The following is a 24,100-nucleotide window of genomic DNA, read 5'->3' as shown; positions in this document are numbered from 1 at the left end:
CAAATCAGCCTTGATATGAAGTTTCTGTTCGTCAGTGCGAGTGTTTGCCTCCAGCTTCCTTCAGATTCCACCTCACGATGGACACCCTTGCCTTCAGCTAACAGTTCCTACTGCCAGGCCTGCAGTGGACTTTCACCACCAAGTTGTCACCCATGCCGGGCGCACATAAAAAAAGCAACTGGCTCAAAGCCAGTTGCTTTAATCGATCTTTTTTATTCGATAATTTCAGAAACAACACCAGCACCAACAGTACGGCCACCTTCACGGATGGTAAATTTGGTACCTTCTTCAACCGCGATTGGAGCGATCAATTCAACTTCCATTTCAGTGTTGTCGCCTGGCATAACCATTTCAGTACCTTCTGGTAGGTTAACGACACCAGTTACGTCAGTTGTACGGAAGAAGAATTGTGGACGGTAGTTAGAGAAGAATGGAGTGTGACGGCCACCCTCATCTTTTGACAAGACGTAAACTTCGCCTTTGAATTTAGAGTGAGGAGTGATTGAACCTGGAGTTGCAAGAACTTGACCACGTTCAACATCGTCACGTGAAAGACCACGTAGCAAGGCACCAATGTTGTCACCAGCTTCAGCGTAGTCTAACAATTTACGGAACATTTCAACACCAGTAACGGTTGTAGTCGCAGTATCTTTAATACCAACGATTTCAACTTCGTCACCAACTTTAAGCTGACCTTGTTCTACACGGCCAGTTGCAACAGTACCACGACCAGTGATGGAGAAGATGTCCTCAACTGGCATCAAGAAGTCTTTGTTAGCGTCACGTTCTGGAGCTGGAATGTAGTTGTCTACTTCTTCCATCAATTTAAGGATGTTGTCCATTTGTTCTTCGTCATCTTGAAGAGCAAGAAGTGCAGAACCAGCAACAACTGGAACTTCGTCACCTGGGAAGTCGTATTCAGTTAAGAGGTCACGAACTTCAAGTTCAACGAGTTCGAGTAATTCTTCGTCGTCGACTTGGTCAACTTTGTTCAAGAATACAACGAAGTAAGGAACACCAACTTGACGAGCAAGTAGGATGTGCTCACGAGTTTGTGGCATTGGGCCATCTGCAGCTGATACAACTAAGATAGCACCGTCCATTTGAGCCGCACCAGTGATCATGTTTTTAACGTAATCAGCGTGTCCTGGGCAGTCAACGTGGGCATAGTGGCGGTTTTCAGTTGAGTATTCAACGTGAGCAGTCGCAATAGTAATACCACGTTCACGTTCTTCAGCAGCACCATCAATTTGGTCGTAAGCTGAAGCTTCTGCCAAACCTTTTTTAGCTAAAACGTAAGTGATAGCTGCAGTTAAGGTAGTTTTACCGTGGTCGACGTGACCTAGGGTACCAATATTCATGTGTTCTTTGGAACGATCAAATTTTTCTTTTGCCATGTTTATTTTTCCTCCTTAAGGAACTTTATTTACTTATTTTAACATGAGCACATGAACCCATTTGGGGTAATTATACCGTTTTAAAAACGATAGTTCAACTTCTAGCCCCAAATGGACCAGGCTCAATGTGGTGGTTAATGCCTAGTTGGAACTGCCACCATGTTGTTTAATAATTTCATCTGCAATACTTGATGGAACTGGTGCATAGTGGTCAAATTGCATGGTGAAGGTTCCGCGACCTTGAGTAGCAGAACGTAGGGTGGTTGCGTAACCAAACATTTGAGATAAAGGAATGGATCCTTTAACAATCAAGGCATTGCCTCGAGGGGTTTGGCCTTCGATTTGACCACGTCGTGCTGAAATGTGTCCCATGATATCCCCAAGGTATTCTTCAGGGATAGTGATTTCAACCGCCATAACTGGCTCCAAGATAACAGGCTCTGCTTGTTTTGCTGCATTACGCAAGGCTAGAGAAGCCGCAACCTTAAAGGCAGATTCACTGGAATCGACGTCGTGGTAAGAGCCGTCATATAGTTTGGCCTTAACGTCAACCAGTGGGTACCCTGCTAAGACACCATTTTCCATGGCAGCTTGCAAGCCGGCGTCAACGGACGGAATATATTCACGAGGAACTACACCACCAACGATGGCGTCTTCGAATTCATAACCTTCCCCTTCTTCAAGCGGAGTGAATTCGACCCAGACGTGACCGTATTGACCTTTACCACCGGATTGTCGGACGAACTTACCTTCTGCTTGAACAGACTTGGTGAAGGTTTCACGGTAGGATACTTGTGGATTCCCAACCGTTGCCTCTACCTTGAATTCACGTTTCAATCGGTCGACGATGATGTCCAAGTGCAACTCACCCATACCAGCGATTAGGGTTTCACCAGTTTCGTGGTCAGTCTCAGCTTTGAAAGTTGGGTCTTCTTCAGCCAACTTAGCCAAGGCAACAGACATCTTGTCTTGGTCAGCCTTGGATTTGGGCTCAATAGCAACCTGAATAACGGGTTCAGGGAATTCCATTGACTCAAGGATGACGGGATCATCAATATCAGACAAGGTGTCCCCAGTCCCTGTATCTTTCAAACCGACAGCTGCTGCAATATCACCAGAGAAGACTTCTGGGATTTCTTGACGGGAGTTGGCGTGCATCTGCAAGAGACGACCGACTCGTTCCCGGCTATCCTTGGTTGCATTCAAGATGTAGGAACCAGCTTCTAGGGTACCAGAGTAAACTCTGAAGAAAGTTAGACGGCCTACATAAGGGTCAGTCATCACTTTGAAGGCAAGGGCTGAGAAGGATTGGTCATCGCCGGCTTCACGGGTGACAACTGTATCGGGATCATCTTTCACGTGACCCTCAATAGCTGGTACGTCTGTTGGAGCTGGAAGGTAGTCGACAATCCCATTTAATAGGAGTTGGACACCCTTGTTTTTGAAGGCTGAACCACAGAAGCATGGGTAAAATTCAACGTCCAAGGTTGCTTGACGAATAGCCGCCTTCAATTGTTCAGTTGAAATTTCTTCCCCTTCCAGGTATGCCACCATCAAGTCTTCATCTAACTCAACCACAGCTTCAACAAGGCGTTCGTGCTGTTCTTGAGCGAGTTCTTGCATATCTTCTGGAATTTCAGCTTCTTCAATTTCAGTTCCTAATTCATTACCGTAGTAGTAAGCTTTCATCTCTACTAGGTCAACGATTCCTTCAAAGTCATCCTCAGCCCCAATTGGCAATTGAACGGGGTGGGCATTGGCTTGCAAACGGTCATGCAAACTATCAACCGCTTCTAAGAAGTTGGCACCCAACTTGTCCATTTTGTTTACAAAAACAATACGTGGAACATGGTAGGTGGTTGCTTGGCGCCAAACGGTTTCAGTTTGTGGTTCCACACCTGATTGGGCATCTAAGACAGTCACAGCACCGTCTAAGACACGGAGGGACCGTTCAACCTCTACTGTAAAGTCCACGTGTCCCGGGGTATCAATAATGTTGATACGGTGGTCTAACCAGGAAGTAGTGGTTGCAGCAGAAGTAATGGTAATCCCACGTTCTTGTTCTTGGTCCATCCAGTCCATCTGGGCAGCCCCTTCGTGGGTTTCACCGATTTTGTGGATCCGGCCTGAGAAGAACAAGATACGTTCAGTAGCAGTGGTCTTACCAGCATCGATGTGCGCCATAATACCAATGTTACGCGTTCTCTCTAGAGGATATTCTCTTTTTGCCACTTAATCTACACCTCTCTGTAATAGTCTTCTGTTAATTTAGTACTACACCACTATAGCTAAGTAGTGTAAAATTTGGGTAAAAACAAGATTAAAATTAAGAAAATTACCAACGATAGTGGGCAAAAGCCTTGTTAGCTTCAGCCATACGGTGTACTTCTTCACGGCGTCGTACGGAAGCACCGGTATTGTTAGCAGCATCCATAATTTCTTTGGCTAGGCGGTCTTCCATGGTATACTCCCCACGCAGACGAGCGTAGTTGACTAACCAACGAAGGGCCAGGGTAGTTCGTCTGGCTGGTCTTACTTCAACGGGTACTTGGTAGTTTGAACCACCTACACGGCGGGCTTTAACTTCCAGTACGGGCATAATGTTTTCGAGAGCTTGTTCGAAAACTTCAACTGGGTCATTGCCAGTTTCTTCTTTTACTTTGTCAAAAGCTGTATACAAGATAGTAGAAGCTTTCCCTCGTTTACCATCGACCATTAAGCGGTTGATTAAACGAGCAACAAGTTTTGAGTTATAAATTGGATCTGGTAAAATATCACGTTTCTGAGCTGGTCCTTTACGAGACATCTCATGTCCTCCTTCCGATTAATTTATTTAGTCTAGTTTCTTGATTTAGCTAGGTTTTTTAGTACCGTATTTGGAACGGCTTGATTTGCGGTCGTTAACCCCTGCTGTATCCAAGGCACCACGAACAATGTGGTAACGAACACCAGGTAAGTCTTTGACACGACCACCACGGATCAGAACAACAGAGTGTTCTTGGAGGTTGTGACCTTCACCAGGGATGTAGGCTGTCACCTCAATTTGGTTTGACAAACGAACACGGGCATACTTCCGTAAAGCTGAGTTCGGTTTTTTAGGGGTCATAGTCCCAACCCGGGTGCAAACACCACGTTTTTGAGGAGAGTAAACAGTTGTTTGTTTCCGTTTCAAGGTGTTGTATCCCTTGTTCAAGGCTGGTGATTCAGTTTTTGACAATTTAGATTTACGAGGCTTACGGACTAATTGGTTAATAGTAGGCATCTTGTATGTCCTCCCTTCCTATTTTTTCTATTTTTTGAATAATCTCTAGTTCCACATGTCCAGGTGTTCCTTTTTGCGGAAAAAATATCGAGGTGATTATCACCTGGCTATGGTATGACTTGAGCCCTTGCCTAGCAAGCTTGCAACGATCATCCGACACACACGAATAACACTTGCCGATATTGCAAAAGCACTCTTAGTATACTAGCACATCTGAGCACTAGTGTCAAAGAATTATCCGAAATTATTTTACCACTCCTGCCCTGATTTGCAAGGCTTTTTTTGCTGTTTTTTGTTAGGGAAATTTATAATATTTGACTTCTCAAACCGCTTTTTAAATTAGAAAAAAGCAAGCCCAAGTTTGGGCCTGCTTTTCTCACTCTAGCTTATTTTTCGCTAGTTTCTTCAGTTTCTTGGCTTTCTTCTTGATTGACTTGGTCTTCTTCATTGATGCTGTAGACATTTTCGCTAACCACACCAACTTTTTTAGGTTCAATATTACTGTAGGCTCTCATACCAGTACCAGCTGGGATGGATTTACCGATAATAACATTTTCTTTCAAGCCAACCAGGTCATCAACTTTACCGCGAATAGCTGCATCGGTGAGGACCCGGGTGGTTTCTTGGAAAGAAGCTGCAGACAAGAAAGAGTTGGTTTCAAGGGAGGCCTTGGTGATACCAAGTAGGACTAATCTAGCAGTCGCTGGTTGGCCACCAGACATCAAGGTTTCTTGGTTGCGTTCCTTGAAGTCGTGGAGGTCAATCATGGTACCAGGCAGGATATCAGTGTCCCCTGGTTGCAAGACACGGACTTTACGGAGCATTTGTCGCACCATAACTTCCACGTGCTTGTCACCAATTTCGACCCCTTGAGACCGGTAAGCGTATTGGACTTCTTGCAAGAGGTATTTCTGCAATTTCATCATATCACTCACCGCGAGTAACTCCTTCGGATCAATAGACCCCTCGTTTAGAGCATCGCCTCGTTCAACATAATCCCCAACTTCAACCTTCATCCGGGCATTGATTGGCAAGGAGTAGTCACGTTGGTCAACATTACCCTTAACAGTGACGGTCTTAGTGCGTTCTTCAGGGTCTTCAACGATCTCTTGGATTTGACCATTAACTTCTGTAATGGTGGCTTGCCCTTTCGGATGGCGAGCTTCAAAGATTTCTTGAACCCGTGGTAGACCTTGGGTGATGTCGTCCCCAGCGACCCCACCAGTGTGGAAGGTCCGCATGGTCAATTGGGTACCGGGTTCCCCAATGGATTGGGCAGCGATGGTTCCAACTGCTTCACCGACTTCAACTTCCCGGCCAGTTGCCAAGTTACGGCCATAGCAGTGCTTGCAGACACCGTGGTTGGTGTTGCAGCAGAAGGCAGACCGGATAGTAACTTCTTCAATACCGGCATCGACAATTTTTCGGGTTTTGCCTTCATCAATCAATTCATCCTTGTGAACAATGACCTCACCAGTTTCGGGGTGGGTGACGGTTTCTTGGGCATAACGACCCAAGATACGGTCAGACAAGCTTTCAATCTGTTCATTTCCTACTTGGATGGCAGAAACTTTAAGACCCCGTTTAGTGCCACAGTCTTCTTCTCGGATGATGACGTCTTGGGCCACATCAACCAAACGTCTGGTCAAGTAACCAGAGTCGGCAGTTTTAAGGGCGGTATCGGTCATGCCTTTACGGGCACCGTGGGTGGAAATAAACATCTCTAAGACAGACAGGCCTTCACGGAAGTTAGACGTGATCGGCAATTCCATGATCTCACCACTTGGTGCTGCCATCAAACCACGCATACCGGCTAGTTGGGTGAAGTTGGAAATGTTCCCACGGGCACCAGAGTCTGACATCATAAAGATGTTGTTTCTTGGGTCAAGGGAATCCATCAAGGCATCTTGAATTTCATCCTTAGCCTTTTGCCAGACATCAATAACGTTGTCGTAACGCTCTTCTTCAGTAATTAAACCACGGCGGTGGGTGGCATTGATTTTATCAACCTTGGCGTGGGCTTCTTTCAGGATTTCTGGTTTAGCTTCTAGGACTGAAACGTCAGCAATCCCAACGGTAATACCAGACCGGGTAGAGTACTTGTAGACCAAGTTCTTCATGCGGTCCAACATTTTAGAGGTTTCGGTCACTTGGAAGTTATTAAAGACTTCGGCAATAATGTTAGACAGGTCTTGTTTTTTGAAAGGCTGAACTAAAGGACGGTCGGCAATAATGTCTTTCAAGTTTTGGCCCCGGTCGACAAAGTATTTGTCTGGGGTTTGCTGTTCCAGGTTAACCTTAGATGGTTCGTTCAAGAATGGAAATTCTGCTGGCATAATTTCATTAAAGATAATCTTACCTACTGTGGTAATCAAGTACTTGTCTTTCTGCCAGTCAGTAAAGGGTTTGTCCGGTAAGTCCACCGCACGGATCGCAACCCGGGTGTGGAGGTGGACATAGCCTGTTTGGTAGGCTTGGATAGCCTCAGAAGCACTGGAGAAGACAGTTCCTTCGCCAATCTTACCTTCTTCTTCCATGGTTAGGTAGTAGTTCCCTAGAACCATGTCTTGGGAAGGGGTAACAACTGGTTGGCCATCTTTAGGGTTTAAGATATTTTGAGCACCCAGCATTAAGATGCGGGCTTCTGCCTGGGCTTCATCACTGAGAGGTACGTGGACAGCCATTTGGTCTCCGTCAAAGTCAGCATTGTAAGCTTCACAAGCAAGTGGGTGTAAGCGAATAGCCTTCCCATTGACTAGGACAGGTTCAAAGGCTTGGATCCCTAGCCGGTGAAGGGTAGGGGCCCGGTTTAAGAGGACAGGATGTTCTTTAATGACATCTTCTAAAACAGGCCAGACATCATCTTCCATCCGTTCCACTTTTCGTTTGGCATTTTTAATGTTATTTGCAATATCTCGCTCAACTAACTCCCGCATGACAAAAGGTTTGAAGAGTTCGATGGCCATTTCTTTAGGTAAACCACATTGGTACATTTTAAGGGTTGGCCCAACGACAATGACAGACCGGCCAGAGTAGTCAACCCGTTTACCTAGTAGGTTCTGACGAAAGCGCCCTTGTTTCCCTTTCAACATATGGGAAAGGGACTTAAGTGGACGGTTACCAGGACCGTTGACTGCCCGACCGCGACGACCATTGTCAATCAAGGCGTCAACTGCTTCTTGCAGCATCCGTTTTTCGTTTTGGACGATAATGTGAGGTGCATTCAAGTCCAGCAGGCGTTTCAACCGGTTGTTCCGGTTAATCACCCGGCGGTACAAGTCGTTCAAGTCACTGGTTGCAAACCGACCACCTTCTAGTTGTACCATTGGACGGAGTTCAGGTGGGATAATTGGAATAGCATCCAATACCATCCATTCCGGTTTGTTATTGGAAGACTTGAAGGAATCAATAATGTCTAAACGACGAATAGCTCGGGTCCGTTTTTGGCCAGTAGCAGTCTCTAAGATTTCTTTGAGGTCAGCAACTTCTTGTTCCAAATCGACATTTTTTAGCAAGGTCCGAACAGCTTCAGCTCCAATTTCAGCTTGGAATTCATTGCCGTACTTGCTTTTGTTTTCCCGGTATTCACGTTCGGTCAAGAGCTGTTTGCGTTCAAGCGGGGTATCCCCACCGTCAATAACAACATAAGAAGCAAAATAGATAATTTCTTCCAAGGATCTTGGGCTCATGTCTAAGATAAGGCCCATCCGACTTGGAATACCTTTAAAGTACCAAATGTGGGTGACAGGGGCTGCTAATTCCAAGTGGCCCATGCGTTCTCGTCTGACACTCGACTTGGTGACTTCAACACCACAACGGTCACAAACAATCCCTTTATAGTGGACTCGTTTATATTTTCCGCAAGCACATTCATAGTCCTTGGTTGGGCCAAAAATGCGTTCGCAGAACAAACCGTCTTTTTCAGGTTTTAATGTTCGGTAGTTAATGGTTTCAGGTTTCTTCACTTCACCATGGGACCATGAACGGATTTTCTCTGGTGAAGCCAGTCCAATTTGAATACTTTCAAAATTATTTACATCTACCAAGGGGGCAAACCTCCCTTTATTTCATTTGAGCTGCCCTAAGCTCATTGTAAGCAAGCGGCAAGACGCCTTGCCGCCAGCCTACAAGTAAAATCTAATATCCTTACGACTCAGTACTTGGCTCTTCTTTTTCTTTTTCCTTACGGCGTTCTTCTTCCTGCTCTTTCCGCATCTCTTCTAAGGAATCAACTATTTGGTCTTCCGATTCGTCATCTTCAGCCTGGAGGTTGATTTCATTTTGCTCCTTGTCGAGGACTTTAAGGTCTAATCCCAGAGACTGGAGTTCTTTCACGAGGACACGGAAGGATTCGGGTACACCAGGTTTTGGAATGCGTTGGCCCTTGACGATGGCTTCATAAGTGTCTACCCGTCCAATCACGTCATCTGACTTGTAGGTCAAGATTTCTTGGAGGGTGTGGGAAGCCCCATAAGCTTCCAAGGCCCAAACTTCCATCTCACCAAAGCGTTGGCCACCAAACTGTGCTTTACCACCAAGGGGTTGTTGGGTAACCAAGGAGTATGGTCCAGTGGATCTGGCGTGCAACTTGTCATCGACCATGTGGACTAGCTTGATAAAGTACATTACCCCAACGGAGACCTTGTTGTCAAATGGCTCGCCAGTCCGGCCGTCATACAAGACGGTTTTGGCATCTGCATCCATACCGGCTTCCTTGATAGTTTCCCAAACATCTTCTTCGTTGGCCCCATCAAAGACTGGTGTAGCAATGTGCTCGCCTAACTGTCGGGCTGCCATCCCCATGTGGAGTTCGATGACCTGGCCGACATTCATCCGGGAAGGGACCCCAAGTGGGTTGAGCATGATGTCAATCGGGGTTCCGTCTGGCATAAATGGCATGTCTTCTTCTGGTAGGATAAGGGAAACAACACCCTTATTCCCGTGTCGACCTGCCATCTTGTCCCCAACATCAATTTTACGTTTTTGGGCAATGAAGACCCGGACAAGGTAGTTAACGCCTGGTGACAGTTCGTCGCCGGCTTCCCGGGTAAAGATCTGGACATCGTGGACAATTCCGCCACTACCGTGTGGGACACGTAGGGAGGTGTCACGAACTTCCCGGGCTTTTTCGCCGAAGATAGCGTGGAGGAGTTTTTCCTCAGCTGATAGTTCACTAACCCCTTTTGGTGTAACTTTCCCAACTAGGATGTCCCCATCACGAACTTCAACCCCGATCCGGATAATGCCTCTTTCATCCAAGTTCTTGAGGGCACTTTCCCCGACGTTTGGAATTTCCCGGGTGATTTCTTCTGGCCCTAACTTGGTATCGCGGGCTTCAGATTCGTATTCTTCAATGTGGATGGAGGTATATACGTCATCTTTGACCAAACGTTCACTCATAATGACGGCATCCTCGAAATTGTAGCCATCAAAGGTGGTGAAGGCAATCAATGGGTTTTTACCAAGGGCCATTTCACCATTTTCCATGGACGGACCATCTGCTAGGATGTCGCCTTTGTCAACTTCCTCACCAGTTTTTACAATTGGTCTTTGGTTGTAAGAAGTTCCGGAGTTGGACCGTTTGTACTTAGCTAGCTTGTAGTTGTTGAGGGTACCATCAGCTTGACGGACTTTGACCGTCTTGGCATCAACATACTCCACAACCCCGTCAGCCTTGGCAATAACGGCAGCCCCAGAGTCACGGGCTGCAATGTGTTCGATCCCAGTTCCTACTAGTGGGGACTCTGGTTGCATAAGAGGAACAGCTTGCCGTTGCATGTTAGCCCCCATTAGAGCCCGGTTGGAGTCGTCGTTTTCTAAGAAAGGAATGGAAGCTGTGGCCACAGAAACAACTTGTTTTGGTGACACGTCCATATAGTCAACTTCGGAAGCGTCAACCTCTTCGTTGACATCCCGTCTTCGGGCTAGAACGACATCATTAGCAAAATGTCCATCTTCATCTAATTCAGCATTGGCTTGGGCTACAACGTAAAGATCTTCTTCGTCAGCAGTCAAGTAGTCAATTTTATCCGTTACCTGGCCAGTTTCCCGGTTCACCCGGCGGTAAGGTGTTTCAATAAAACCAAATTTATTGATCTTAGCATAGGTAGACAAACTGTTAATCAGACCAATGTTTGGGCCTTCAGGTGTTTCGATCGGGCACATCCGGCCGTAGTGGGAATAGTGGACGTCTCGGACTTCATAACCAGCCCGGTCCCTAGTCAAGCCTCCTGGTCCAAGGGCAGACAAGCGACGTTTGTGGGTTAACTCACCCAAGGGGTTGGTTTGGTCCATGAATTGGGAGAGTTGGGAAGACCCGAAAAATTCTTTCAGAGAAGCTACAACGGGACGGATGTTAATTAATTGTTGGGGTGTGGTGCTAGAAATGTCTTGGATGGACATTCGTTCGCGGACCACCCGCTCCATCCGAGAGAGCCCAATTCGGAATTGGTTTTGCAAAAGCTCTCCGACTGACCGGATCCGACGGTTACCCAAGTGGTCGATATCGTCAACATCGCCAATGCCTTCTTGGAGGTTAAAGAAGTAACTCATAGCCGCTATCATGTCAGCAGGGGTAATCCATTTGGCCTTTTTGTCAGGGTGCCCGTTGCCGATCATGTTCACGATCCGGTCTGGATCTTCTTTGGAGTAGACTTTGACAATTTGTAGGTCAATGGGTTCAGGGATAACCGCTTCTTCTGAGGGGTTAATGGTTACTTGGTTCATGTCACCGTCAAGGTAAGGGCCAAGCTTGTCCATCACAGACCGGGTCACTTCACTACCTTCTTCAGCTAAGACCTCGCCTGTTTCAGGATCAACCAGGTTTTCGGCAAGGACAGTCCCCATCAAGCGGGTTTTAAGGTCTAGTTTTTTGTTCATCTTGTAGCGACCAACATAGGCTAGGTCGTAACGCTTGTGGTCAAAGAACCGGGTATTGATCAAGTTACGAGAGGATTCAGCTGTTTTAGGTTCACCTGGACGTAAGCGTTCATACAAGTCTTTCAAGGCTTCTTCTACGCGGGAATCTGAAGTAGACTTGTGGACATCCTTTTCCAAGGTGGCTTCCAAGCTGTCATTCAAGCCGATCAGGTCAATAATTTCATCATCTGACCCAATCCCTAGAGCTCTTAACAAGACAGTGATCGGAATTTTACGGGTTCGGTCAATTCGAACATTGGAGATGCCTTTGGTATCTGTTTCGTATTCAAGCCAAGCACCCCGGTTAGGGATAAGAACGGTTGAAAAACCTTCCCGGCCGTTTTTCTCAACTTTTGGACTGTAATAAACCCCAGGTGACCGGACAAGTTGGGAAACAATCACCCGCTCAGCCCCGTTGATGATAAAGGTCCCTTGTTCTGTCATTAACGGAAAGTCACCGAAGAAAACTTCTTGTTCCTTGACTTCACCAGTTTCCTTGTTGATCAAACGTAACTTCACGTAGAGGGGGGCAGAATAGTTCGCATCATGCTCTCTAGCTTCTTCAACAGTATACTTGCTTTCGTAAAATTTATAGTCAACAAATTCTAGGGACAAATTGCCTGAAAAATCATCGATTGGGGAAATATCACTAAACATTTCCTTCAAGCCTTCATCTAAAAACCAATCATATGAATCAGTCTGGATTTCAATTAAATTCGGGAGCTCGAGTACTTCGTTGATTCGTGAGTAACTTCTACGAACACGGTGTTTGCCAAAATTAACTTTTTTACCGACCAACTTGTTCACCTCTCATAAATATTGATGGGGTAAATAAAAGTGAATGTTAATTAAATGTAAAAAATATTACATTTGTATAACAATTCGTTTGTTGCCCTCTTTTTAAGCACAAAAAAAGACAAAAGAACCGAGCAAGAATTCCCCTTTTCCTCAATTACTTTTGCTTATCAACAAAACCTCTGCGGACAATATTTCGCATAGACTTCTATTTACTGTCATCGATGTGCTTAAACATTGTATAGGAAGGCTAGGATGAAGTCAAGGACTTTCTTCAATTATTTTCAATTAAAAAGGCTGGCCCAACAGCCAGCCACCCTTCTTTATTTACTTGTCTTTTAAGTAGTCGCCTTGGAAGTCCTGGTCTTTGGGCAGGATAAGGTTGAGGACAATCCCGACCAAGGCACTAAGGACGGTCCCTGACAAGGTCACAAGACCAATGTCCAAAACTGCCCCACCAATACCGATCACTAACATGGCACTGGCTATGATTAAATTGCGAGGCTTATTGAAGTCAGTTCGGTCTTCAATCATCACCTTGAGTCCGGAACTTGCAATCACCCCGTAGAGAATGATAGACATGCCCCCTAGAACAGGGTCAGGGATGGTGGAAATCAAAGCTGTAAACTTGCCCAGGAAGGAAATAATGACGGCTAGTATTGCCGCATTGCGGACAACCGAAACCGAGGCAATCCGGGTCATGCCAATAACCCCTACATTTTCCCCGTAAGTGGTATTGGCCGGTCCACCAAAGAAGGCAGATAGGGCTGTCGCCAGACCGTCCCCCATCAAGGTCCGGGTCAAGCCGGGATCGTCGATAAAATCCTTCTTACAAATTTCACCTAGCATAGCATGGTCTCCGACGTGTTCAGCAGCAGTGGCCAAAACAAGGGGGAGGATAGCCCAGGTTTCAGGACCAAAATAAAGGTCATAGGAGTGAAAGGCTTGTGTCTCAAAGGGGAAGTAAAAATCAGGTAGGGCAAACCATTCCGCTTCTAGCACCGGACTAAAGTCAACCAAGCCTAAGAAGACGGACAATAGATAACCAGCCACTACACCTACCAAGAAGGGGATAATTTTCATAAAACCCTTGGCCCTGGTATTGACAAAGGCAGTGACTAAAAAGGTGACTAGGGCCACTAAGATCTCCCGCCAAGATCCCCCAGTGACAAGGCCTGAGTTTTCAATGGCAGTAGCCGACAAGCCGAGCCCGATCACCATAATCATCGGGCCAATTACAATCGGCGGCATGATCCGGTTGAGCCAGTCAGTTCCAAAGACGGCGATAAGACCAGCAATCAAGACATAGGCCAAACCGGTCAAAATAATCCCAGTCTGGGAGGCAGACAAGTCCCCACCCATCTGCTGGATAGCAATTTGCATGGCCGAAATATAGGCAAATGATGACCCCAAATAGACCGGCACCTTTTGCTGGGTCAAAAACTGGTAAACCAAGGTCCCTACCCCACTGGCAAAGAGGGCAACCGAAACCGGAAGACCAACCACCAAGGGGACTAAAATAGTGGCCCCAAACATGGCAAAAATGTGCTGGATACTGAGCAATAACCCCTTGCCAGTTGACGGCTTGTCATAGACATCTAAGATGAGTCCTGCTTGCTTACTTTCCACATTTATCCATCCTTTACTTAAAAATTGGGGGATAAAATGCACAAAAAAAGAAGGCCATTGCTGGGCAATGAACCTTACAAATGCTCGGGAGTCTCCTCTACCTGGAGGCCAGTCCAAGCTATGCTGATTTTTTCACCTAGGCCATCATAGCAAATCGAGCCAGGCTTTTCAATCCTATTTTAAAGATTTCGAGACTCACTGAAGGCCAGTTATCCCAAGCTTCAAGACCTAGCTAGGATTCGGCTTTACTTTTTTGCCGGTCGTGGTTGTTGCGGGTGGACACATTCAAGACCAGGCCAATGGCAAAGGACAGAATCATCAAACTCGACCCCCCATAACTTAAGAAGGGAAAGGTCAAACCGGTAATAGGCAGGAGGCCAACCACCCCACCGATATTAAAGAGGGACTGGATGACAAGTAAAGTGCCGATACCAAAGCAGATAAGACTACGAAAGGCCTTTTTAGAGTGGATGCCGATTAAGAATATCCGCAGAACAATCAAGGAAAAACAGGCTAAGACGAGCAAAAGTCCAATAAAGCCTAACTCTTCTCCAACAATAGCGATGATAAAGTCCGTATAAGGAAAGGGGAGGTAGCCAGTCTTTTGGATACTGTTACCCAAGCCAACTCCGCCAAGACCGCCCCGGCTCAAGGCATAGTAAGAGTTAACCAATTGTAGACCGTGGGAGTCAGCCAAGGAAAAGGGATCCCAAAAGGCTTGGAAACGTTCATAGCGGTAGCCGGAGATGAGGGGGAGTTTGTCCCCAAATTGCCGGATCAAGAGCATGAGACCAGCCAGTATGCCGACCCCTGCAGCCGAGAAGCCTAGCCCAATCTTAATGGGGATCCCACTAGCAAAGATCATAATGGTCACCGCTCCCAGGATAATGACAGTCGTTCCGGTATCCGGCTGGAAGAAGATGAGGGCTGCCATCAGCAAAATGATCAGGAGGGGTTTTTTGATCGACCCGAAAAACGAAGACAAATCGGAGGTCTCCCGTTTGGACAAGATAAAGGCCATGTACCAAACCGCCACCACCTTGGCGATCTCACCCGGCTGGATATTGACGATGGGGAAGGGAATCCATCTTTTAGCCCCATTGATTTCCCGACCAAAGACCAGGACGGCGAGGAGCAAGAGGGTTGTCATTGCTACAATAGCCATGACCGTTTTTTTGTTGTTAATTTTTTTCAAGGAAATCGAAGCCGTCACCGCCATGATCACAATGCTTAAGGTCACATGGACAGCCTGGCGGATGAGGTAGTAGGCCGGGTTGCCCTGGGACTGCATGGCAGAATAGCTACTCGCACTGAAGACCATGATAATGCTAAAGATCACCATGACCAGGTAGGCAAAGAGGAGGTATTTATCCATTAATTTATAGCGGTTTTTAATTCCCTGAATCATGACACTCTTCCTTTAATTTCATTCTTTGCCTGGTCTATTTTTTAACCGGTAGCGGGACCGTCTCTCCCCTGAATAATAATGAGACTTGTGGTGGAACTTCATCGACATAATGAGACCGACCCCGAGTAAGTTGCCGACCAAAGCCGACCCACCTTGGGAAATAAAGGGGAGGGGGATCCCAGTCAAAGGCATCAAGCCAATATTCATGCCGATATTTTCTAAAATGTGAAAGACGATCATCATAATAATCCCAGTCGCAATATAGGAATAGAATTCATTCCGGATATCAAAAATAACCTTGACCATGTTGTAGATGAGTAGGAAATAGACAAAAATAACGATAGAAGTCCCCACAAAACCAAACATCTCAGCAATGGAGGCGATAATCATGTCCGATTCCCGGACTGGAACATAGACTTCAGACACACCAAAGCCCTTACCGATAATCCCGCCAGACCCAATTGCCTTAAAGGCCTGGGTCACTTGATAACTGTAGGAACTCATGTCTTGATGGGGGTTGAGCCAGGTATCAATCCGTCTGAATTGGTATTCATGGAAGCCTAAGACATCAACGAGAAAGTCTCTTTGGTAGATGACTAAAAGGACAAAGCCTACCCCAAAGACCAGGATAAAAATAATAATAGGGAGCAAGATACGCCAGCGAATACCGGACAAGAGAACAATCCCAGCTGCTATGGCAGCAAAGGCCAACCCTGTTCCTAAGTCGGGTTGCATTAAGACTAAGAACAAGGGCGGAGCTGTGTAAAGAATAATTTTACCCAATAAGAAAAAATCTGACTTGTTGGTATGGATCTTGTACTTATGGTTGTGTTCCGTTACCACCTTGGACAGCATGAGGATAAAGGGAATTTTAACGAATTCAGTCGACTGGATGGTCATCCCAATCCCTGGAATACTAATCCACCGTCTAGCCCCGGCACTGGCTGCCAATTGTCGGTCATAAAAAAGAAGGGTGGCAATTAACAGTAACAAGGCAAAACCGTAAACATATGGGGTTGCTTTCCACAATTTCTCAGAGTCCACCAAGAGCAATAAACCAGCTGCGACTGCCCCAATCACTAGCCAGCCCAACTGCCTTAAGGTGACGGTCAGATCTTCCCCTTGAATATGGACGGTCGTCGCATAAAGGGTGACAATCCCGATAATACAGAGAATTAAAACAGGAAAGATAATACTATAGTCAATCCGTTGCGGGCTTCGCGAATTTTTCATTGCGAGAATCTCCTATCTTTCTTAAAAGCGAGTCATTGTTACTGAATGAAACCATTCTAACATAGTTTAACCTACTTTAGAGGGGACAAAAAGGACAAAAGAAAAATTTTTAAATTTTCTTACAGCTTGCTTCACTCACTGGCCAAAAGTCGCCAAGCCTCTATTAAACGTTCAAAATACACCCAAGTCTTTCCATCCTCCAAGACTCAAAAAGGATTAACTGAAGTCCCCAGTTAATCCTTTGAACTATTATTTTTATATAACTAACTTATCTAGTCTTTCCACAACATTATTCCCTTTGGGCTAAGACTTCACTGACAGTGCCAAACTCGTATCCTTGGTCGGCTAGGTAGTCAATCGACAGGCGGAAGCCTTCGATAGTGGTCTGGTGGATGTCGTGCATAAGGATAATAGCCCCGTCAGACGTTTCTTCCTGGACTTTCAACAAGATAGCCTGGGGGTCTCTGGACTGCCAGTCTAGGGTATCCACATCCCACAAGATGGCCGGCTTTTGGGCCAAGTCATCTACCAAGCTATTATGGGCCCCATAAGGTGGCCGGTAGTACTTAGGGACTTGCCCCGTCGCTGTTTCAATGGCCCGGTCACCTTCTGAAATTTCAAATTGGACCTGGCTACTGCCAAGGGTGGTCAAGTCAGGGTGGCTAAAAGAATGGTTGCCAATTTCGTGACCAGCTGCCGCCACCCGCTTAGCGACATCGGGGTAAAAATCCACGCTATTCCCTAGCATAAAGAAAGTCCCTTTGGCATCATACTGGTCTAAAATAGCCAAGATTTGGTCAGTATACTCTGGATGGGGACCGTCGTCAAAGGTAAAGGCCACCAGCTTTTTACCTTCTTCTTCCTGGTCTAAAATTTCCTCTTCCTGGTCTTGATCTTCTGCTCCCTCCCGGGCTAAAGCTTTCGAGTCCTTGTCTCCATCCATGTCTAAATCAGGAGATGTTTGGTCTAGGAGGGAGTGCCCTTGGTCATTTAAAAAGGCCTTGACTTGGCCCTGGCCTAGGCTAACTTTCGGGGCTCCTGCGGCACCGGCTGCGATCTCATATTGGGGAAACTGGACGACAATGGAATGGTCAGTGAAATAAACAGCCTGGTAAAAAGACCCATCTGCTCTTTTTTCCTCAAAAAACTCTTCAAAAAAATACTGGCCTAAATCCTCTTCTAGTTTCCTTTTGACCAAGTCTTCAAATTGCCTTCGCCCCTGGTCAGTGAAATAGTCCGCTACTTCTAGCCAAGTCCCTGTTTTTGTATCCACCATCAAGGGCTGGACATGGGTTTCCGGGTTGGTCTTGTTGGACCGGATAAAAGTGTCAAAAACCAGACTATAGACACTCTCAGTAACTGGGTGGACGGTAAAGGATATATTATGGTAGAGCTTGTCATCCTGGGTCAGGCCATGGTTTTCTAGGTCTAAGTCGTCCGCTAAGGCCTGGTAGTTATCCTTCTTATCCTGGATAAAGTCTTCCATATCCTGGTTCAATTGGTCTTCTTCAAAAACAGGGTAGCTGATGAATTGGTTGTCATAGTCCCCATGAATTTCTTCCTTACTAATTCCAATTCCCGGATACCGGGATTCTTCCACTAAGGCCTGGTTTTGGGTGACATTGGCCTCCTTGGGCTGGAAGGAATTTTGGGAGGGCTTTTGAGAACAAGCTAGTAAAATGAGGGCTACAAAGGCAAGGACAAGGGTTAAGACAGTTGATTTTTTCATCAGGAACTCCATTCTAAGACCAAGCAGATCGGTATCCAGACATTTTTATTATAAGCTTGTCTCAATAGCTGGGTCAAGCAAACATTTCATTTTTACCTGAAGCAAGCAATCATGTTAGTCCTGCAAGTCCTTGAAGGGGGCAATGGTCTGGTTATAGGTCGCATTATTATCTTGGTAATAGTAGGCAAAGAGTAAGTCCAACATAATCAAGACTGGAAATTGAGGTGAAATCAGCCGACCTTCATCTAGGTGCTTTTTAACAGCCACCAAGAGAACTTCATCGCAAAAGTCTTGGAAGGTCTGGTCATTGTTTGAGGTGATCAAAACCGTCTTAGCTCCCCTTCCCTTAGCCACTTGTAAGGCCTCCATGACTTCCCGGGTCTTGGCCGAAATGGTAATTCCCACTAAAAGATGGCTCGGGTTCATAGAAGCAGCCTGGATTTTCATGGTGTGGTGGTTGGACTCAGACAGGACTGGGCAGCCAAACCGCATAAAGCGGAATTTAAATTCATCGGCACAAGCAGCGGAATTACCTAAACCATAAACATAAATTAGGTCAGCAGCTTTAATATACTTGCAAATCCGCTTAATCTGGGCCACATCCACCATAGAAAAGGACTTGGCCAAGATATCCTGGTAGGTGTCTACCACTAGGTGGCTTAAGTCAGTATTTTTCTGGTCCAGGTCCTGGCGGTTGATGGCTGCCTTGTAGTGGTAGATAAACTCCCTGTAGCCCGAGTAACCACACTTTTGGGCAAAGCGGGACAGGCTAGACTCGGAAACCTGGACCTGGTCAGCCACCTGGCGGGATGACAGGCAGTCATGGCCTGGTTGCTTTAAAAAATACTTGGCCAGCTTTTTTTCATTTGGGGTAAAACTTTCATACAGGCCTTCAATTGTTGAGACCAGGTTCAGTTCGTACTTGTCTGGCTTAAACATAACTCTCCTCCTAACCCAGCTGGGCCAGGCCGGTAAAAAAGGCCCCCAGAATGCCAGCATCATTTAAATACTTGGCCGGCTTAACTGTTAGAGGCCGGTTTACTTTTTGGTCCAAACTGTCTTGAATACGGGGAATAAGGTAGTCGGCTTGGGCCATGACCCCTCCCCCTAGGATGACCATGTCCGGGTCCAGACTCAGACATAAGACTTGCAGACCGTCTGTCAAATAGTCCACTAGCCGGTCGATCTCTTCTAAACAGACCGTGTTGCCCTCCTTCAAGGCTAGGTCAAAAATGGTCTTACCCTCCAAACCTTCTTGCCCTAATCGAGCTTCACAGCGTTTGATTAGACCTGTCACCGAAGCCAGGTCTTCAAAACTCCCATCTTTTAAAGGGAGGTAGCCCACTTCCATGGCTGCCGAGTGGGCCCCGCGGAATACTTGGCCTTGGTAAATTAAGCCACCCCCAACCCCAGTACCAAGGGTCAAGGTTAGAGCGACTTCAGCAGATTTGGCATGCCCCTGCTTATATTCAGCCAGACTGGCACAATTGACATCATTGTCGACAAAAACAGGCTTGTCAGTCAAGCCTTGTAATTCTTCTTTCAGCTTCACCCCAGCATAGTTTGGAATATTTTCATTGGCTGATTGGATAACCCCTGCTTGGACATCCACCACCCCAGCTGACGAGATGCCGATAAAGTCAATACTGTCATCCACATAGTCTTGGACCAGGTCAAATACAAAGCTGGGCACATTGGGGCCACCCAGACTCTTGGGGTCCAAATTTTGGCTGCCCTTTGCCTGGATTTCAACTTGAGCTTCGGGTCTATCTTGGCTTAAAATGCCATACTTGATGGCGGTCCCACCAATATCTACACAGATTGCCTTCATATTTTCCTCCTTAAAGAAACCGCATTAGCCACCTTCCAACAGCTAATACGGTCTCCATACTTTTGCTTATTTAGTTTTTGTTAAAGTCTAGGATAGAAGAGTAGTCTTCACGTTTAGAATCCTTGCTTGAGATAGCTGAGTAAATAACAGAGCCCAAGTAACCAGCAACAAAGGCTACGATGATCGAAACTAGGGAGTTAGCCCAAATACTGATATTGATTTCTTCAGGGATAACAAATTCGATGATAATCATCACCACAGCCGAAACAAGGAAGCCGATGTAGGCACCTACTGCATTACCGCGTTTGGTAAAGATACCAAGGGCAAAGACCCCACCGAGGACACCGAGGACTAGACCAACAAAGCCATTAAACCATTCATAGGCAGAGACAATATTCGATTGGACCATGATCATGGAGACCACTATAGCAAAGAGGCCGACCACAATGGTAACGCCACGGGCAATTTTGGTTTTACTTTTGTAGTCATATTTGCCCTTGGTGTCAAAGACTTCCACAATATCCAAGGCTACCGAAGTTGCCACTGAGTTCAAGCCAGTTGACAAGGTAGACTGAGAAGCTGCAAAGATGGCTGCCAACAAGACCCCAGTTACTCCAATTGGCAATTGGTAGGCGATAAAGTAGCCGTAAGCCAAGTCCTGGTCCATGCCACTAGCAATTCCTGCTTGGCCGTAAAAGATAAACAGACCAGTTCCAATCAAAAAGAGAATAGTAGCAATAAAGAGGGAAAGAACCCCATTGGTTAGCATCATTTTAGTCAGGTCTTTAGTATTAGTGGTGGTGGTAAAACGTTGGACAATATCTTGACTGGATATGTATTGGGTCAAGGTATTCATCCCAGCTCCGACGAAGACGAGGAAGACAGTATCTTCAAAGATGGTTGGTGAAAACCATTGTTCATCAGGCGCAATAAATTTCCCGTCGGCCAAGGTTTCGGCAATGGTGCCCACACCGCCGTCAATCCCGTTAATCAAGATGATTAAAGAGAGGGTGACCCCAACCAAGACGATAATCCCTTGGACAAAGTCGGAGAAGAGGACTGACTTAAGCCCGCCGGTGTAAGAGTAGAAGATGGCAATGGCACCCATGGCAATGATCAAAATGTTGACATTCAAACCGGTTAATTCCGCCAAGGTAATAGAAGGTAGGTAGATAATGATGGACATCCGACCGATTTGGTAGATGATAAAGATAATAGCCGAAACCACCCGGAGGCCTCTATTGTCAAACCGTCGCTCCAAGTAGTCATAAGCCGTGTCAATATCCAACTTGGCAAAGACTGGGAGGAAGAAGGCTATGGCAATTGGGATAGCAATAATCATCCCTAATTGGGCGAACCACAAGATCCATGTTCCCCCGAAGGAGTTACCCGGTAAAGACAGGAAGGAAATCGGACTGAGCAAGGTTGCAAAGATGGAAACGGAGGTTACATACCAGGGTACCGTCCCATCGCTTTTGAAGAATTCCTTCCCAATCATTTCTTTCTTAGCAAAGTAATTACCGAAAAATAGGACGAAGATTAGGTAGACAATTAAAATTACCAAATCGATCCAAGTAAAGCCTTGTCCTGACATGGCCAAAACCCCTTTCTATTAGCTTAAATATTGGTCATAAATGGCCTTAGCTTGAGCAATCTGGCTATCACTTGCACTAGCCATTGGCCGTCTATTGTAGCCAGCGTCAACCCCCATCAGTTTTAAGATTTCCTTGATGGTTGGGTAGAGACCATTATCTAAAATAGCTTCAATTAAATCATTAGTTTGGTGTTGAACTTCTAGGGCTTGGTCGATTTTATTTTGCCGGGCTAGGTCAAAAATTTCTCGAGCCTTGACCCCATTGACATTGTAGGTTGACCCAATAGCGCCATCCACCCCGTTGACCACTGCTGGTAGGAGCATTTCGTCAAAGCCGGAGAGGATCAACTCATCTGGGCAAGCCTTGCGGAGTCTCTCCAACAAGAAGAAGTCAGCTGCGGTAAATTTCACGCCCACAATATTGTCAATTTCAAAGAGGGCTTTAAAGTTTTCCACCGATATCTCTACCCCAGTCAAGTCAGGAATAGAGTAAATCAGGAGCCGGTTGTCAACGGCTTGGGCAATCATCTTGTAGTAGTCTCTGATTTCTTCAAAGTTATACTTGTAGTAAAAGGGGGTGACCGCCGAAATGGCATCATAGCCTAGGTCAGTCACAAAGTGGGCCAAATCAATCGCTTCATAAACATTGGTCCCCCCAATTTGGCCAATTAAGGTCACTTCACTGCCTGCTTCGTCTTTGACCACTTCGAAAACTCTTTTCTTCATGTCAGTATCTAAGAGGAAGTTTTCCCCAGTAGACCCACCAACATAAAGGCCGTCCACCTTCATCCGGTCGATATTGTGGCGAACAATTTGCCGCGTTCCTTCTTCATTTAAACTGCCATCTTTGTTAACTGAAATCATTAAGGCTGTGTGCAAGCCTTTTAAGTCGTCGTGCATGGTCTCTTCCTTTCTATTTTATTCTTTAATTTTATCGACAAAACGTTGGGTAAGGACTTGGGGCCGGGTAATGCTAGACCCAACCACCACTGTGTGAACTCCTAAGTCTAGGACCCGTTTGGCTTTTTCGGGGCTATCAATATTGCCTTCTGCCACTACAGGGGTCGAGACAGACTTGAGAATCCGGCGGATGAGTTCAAAGTCCCCCGCCTCAATCTTGGTCCCCCGGCTCTGGTCAGTGTAGCCTACCAGGGTGGTCCCAATATAGTCAAAACCAAGCTGGTCGGCCTGCAAGGCTTCCTCATAAGTTGAACAATCGGCCATCAGAAGTTGGTTAGGATACTTGTCCTTCACTTCTTTCAAAAAGTCCATCAGGGTCTGCCCTCCCGGTCGCTTGCTGGCGGTTGCATCCAGGGCAATGACATCAGGCTTGACAGCCATCAAGTCATCCACTTCCTTGATGGTTGGGGTGATAAAGGCATCGGCATCCGGATAGTCGCTTTTGACAATCCCAATAACAGGTAGGTCAACTTGGCCCTTAATTTCCTTGATGTCCTGGCTGGAATTGGCCCGGATCCCAACTGCTCCTCCTTGCTTGGCCGCTAAAGCCATCCGTCCCATGATAAAGGACGAGTGGAGGGGTTCTTCAGGCAAGGCTTGGCAGGACACAATTAAGCCCCCTTTTACCTGATGGTCGAATTGGTCTTTGGTCGTCATCAAATTCCTCCTTGTATATGAAAGCCCTTTTTTCATTTTCAAGCTTATCAAATTCTGAAAGTATAATCAATAACTCTAAGCAAAATGTTAGTACTTTCAAAAATAAAGCAAATGCCAGTTATGTTTAAAAGATCATGCAAGTCCATTCTCTTTTTGCTTGAGCATCCTAGCCGAGATTGCGGGTAGCTTGCCCCATCTGGCTTTTTTAGCTTGGGCTGGCTGAAAATTACAGGCAATAGAAAAAGCCCGGGATTTCCCCAGGCTTCAAGCTTCAAGTAGACCTTATTTCAATTCTACTTTACCGCCAGCTTCTTCGATTTTTTCTTTCAATTCTTCAGCTTCGTCTTTTTCGATGTTTTCTTTAATAGCTGATGGTGCGTCATCTACTAAAGCTTTGGCATCTTTAAGGCCTAAACCAGTTGCTTCACGAACCGCTTTAATAACTTTAATTTTAGCAGCACCTGCGTCAACCAATTCAACTGTGAATTCAGTTTGTTCTTCAGCTTGGCCGCCAGCTTCGCCACCTGCAGCAGCAACTGGAGCAGCAGCTTCGACGCCGAATTCTTCTTCGATAGCTGATACAAGGTCGTTTAATTCAATAACGGTAGAGTCTTTCAAGTCTTCAATGATTTTATCAATATCTAAGGCCATATCTTATTCCTCCATTTTCATTAAGATTATTAGCTT

General features: G+C 46.0%; 16 protein-coding genes. All 16 read right to left on the bottom strand.

From position 1 onward, the window contains the following. Positions 1 to 212: 212 nt before the first annotated feature. The 16 genes from tuf to rplL all read right to left on the bottom strand — a co-directional run bounded on the left by tuf (position 213) and on the right by rplL (position 24,064). Entirely contained in the window at positions 213 to 1,397 is a 1,185-nt protein-coding gene (gene tuf, locus HMPREF9698_RS04290; protein ID WP_003777667.1) for an elongation factor Tu, read from the bottom strand. 141 nt (positions 1,398 to 1,538) lie between these two features. After that, on the bottom strand, positions 1,539 to 3,629 hold the full coding sequence (fusA, locus tag HMPREF9698_RS04285) for an elongation factor G (protein ID WP_003777665.1): 2,091 nt from the start codon (positions 3,627 to 3,629) through the stop codon (positions 1,539 to 1,541). A gap of 103 nt (positions 3,630 to 3,732) precedes the next feature. Next, the gene (rpsG, locus tag HMPREF9698_RS04280) at positions 3,733 to 4,203 is read right to left on the bottom strand and encodes a 30S ribosomal protein S7 (protein ID WP_003777662.1); all 471 of its coding nucleotides are present in this window, start codon (positions 4,201 to 4,203) and stop codon (positions 3,733 to 3,735) included. A 45-nt stretch (positions 4,204 to 4,248) separates the two neighbouring features. Further along, positions 4,249 to 4,659, bottom strand: a complete 411-nt coding sequence (gene rpsL / locus HMPREF9698_RS04275) for a 30S ribosomal protein S12 (RefSeq protein ID WP_003777660.1) — start codon at positions 4,657 to 4,659, stop codon at positions 4,249 to 4,251. A gap of 386 nt (positions 4,660 to 5,045) precedes the next feature. Next, positions 5,046 to 8,705 (bottom strand): DNA-directed RNA polymerase subunit beta', encoded by a 3,660-nt coding sequence (gene rpoC / locus HMPREF9698_RS04270; protein WP_003777657.1) that lies wholly within the window; start codon positions 8,703 to 8,705, stop codon positions 5,046 to 5,048. Positions 8,706 to 8,805: 100 nt separating this feature from the next. Then, entirely contained in the window at positions 8,806 to 12,375 is a 3,570-nt protein-coding gene (rpoB, locus tag HMPREF9698_RS04265; RefSeq protein ID WP_003777656.1) for a DNA-directed RNA polymerase subunit beta, read from the bottom strand. Positions 12,376 to 12,699: 324 nt separating this feature from the next. Next, a complete protein-coding gene (locus tag HMPREF9698_RS04260) occupies positions 12,700 to 14,001 on the bottom strand; it encodes a uracil-xanthine permease family protein (RefSeq protein WP_003777654.1) in 1,302 nt (433 codons plus the stop codon). 232 nt (positions 14,002 to 14,233) lie between these two features. Next, on the bottom strand, positions 14,234 to 15,409 hold the full coding sequence (locus tag HMPREF9698_RS04255; RefSeq protein WP_003777653.1) for an FtsW/RodA/SpoVE family cell cycle protein: 1,176 nt from the start codon (positions 15,407 to 15,409) through the stop codon (positions 14,234 to 14,236). A gap of 18 nt (positions 15,410 to 15,427) precedes the next feature. Continuing rightward, on the bottom strand, positions 15,428 to 16,642 hold the full coding sequence (locus HMPREF9698_RS04250; protein WP_003777650.1) for an FtsW/RodA/SpoVE family cell cycle protein: 1,215 nt from the start codon (positions 16,640 to 16,642) through the stop codon (positions 15,428 to 15,430). A 289-nt stretch (positions 16,643 to 16,931) separates the two neighbouring features. After that, positions 16,932 to 18,371 (bottom strand): polysaccharide deacetylase family protein, encoded by a 1,440-nt coding sequence (locus HMPREF9698_RS08445; protein ID WP_003777647.1) that lies wholly within the window; start codon positions 18,369 to 18,371, stop codon positions 16,932 to 16,934. 114 nt (positions 18,372 to 18,485) lie between these two features. Continuing rightward, complete coding sequence (locus HMPREF9698_RS04240; RefSeq protein WP_003777646.1) at positions 18,486 to 19,310, bottom strand: MurR/RpiR family transcriptional regulator; 825 nt, start codon at positions 19,308 to 19,310, stop codon at positions 18,486 to 18,488. A gap of 10 nt (positions 19,311 to 19,320) precedes the next feature. Continuing rightward, on the bottom strand, positions 19,321 to 20,202 hold the full coding sequence (locus HMPREF9698_RS04235; RefSeq protein WP_003777643.1) for an ROK family protein: 882 nt from the start codon (positions 20,200 to 20,202) through the stop codon (positions 19,321 to 19,323). Between the two features lie 70 nt (positions 20,203 to 20,272). Further along, the gene (locus HMPREF9698_RS04230) at positions 20,273 to 21,796 is read right to left on the bottom strand and encodes a sodium:solute symporter family protein (protein ID WP_003777641.1); all 1,524 of its coding nucleotides are present in this window, start codon (positions 21,794 to 21,796) and stop codon (positions 20,273 to 20,275) included. A gap of 18 nt (positions 21,797 to 21,814) precedes the next feature. After that, entirely contained in the window at positions 21,815 to 22,696 is an 882-nt protein-coding gene (locus tag HMPREF9698_RS04225) for an N-acetylneuraminate lyase (protein ID WP_003777639.1), read from the bottom strand. Between the two features lie 18 nt (positions 22,697 to 22,714). Then, entirely contained in the window at positions 22,715 to 23,413 is a 699-nt protein-coding gene (locus tag HMPREF9698_RS04220; RefSeq protein ID WP_003777637.1) for an N-acetylmannosamine-6-phosphate 2-epimerase, read from the bottom strand. Positions 23,414 to 23,695: 282 nt separating this feature from the next. Next, positions 23,696 to 24,064, bottom strand: a complete 369-nt coding sequence (rplL, locus tag HMPREF9698_RS04215; RefSeq protein WP_003777635.1) for a 50S ribosomal protein L7/L12 — start codon at positions 24,062 to 24,064, stop codon at positions 23,696 to 23,698. Positions 24,065 to 24,100: the final 36 nt, after the last annotated feature.

This window comes from Alloiococcus otitis ATCC 51267 (assembly GCF_000315445.1).
GTDB lineage: Bacteria > Bacillota > Bacilli > Lactobacillales > Carnobacteriaceae_A > Alloiococcus > Alloiococcus otitis.
This window is presented reverse-complemented; position numbering and strand designations above follow the sequence as displayed.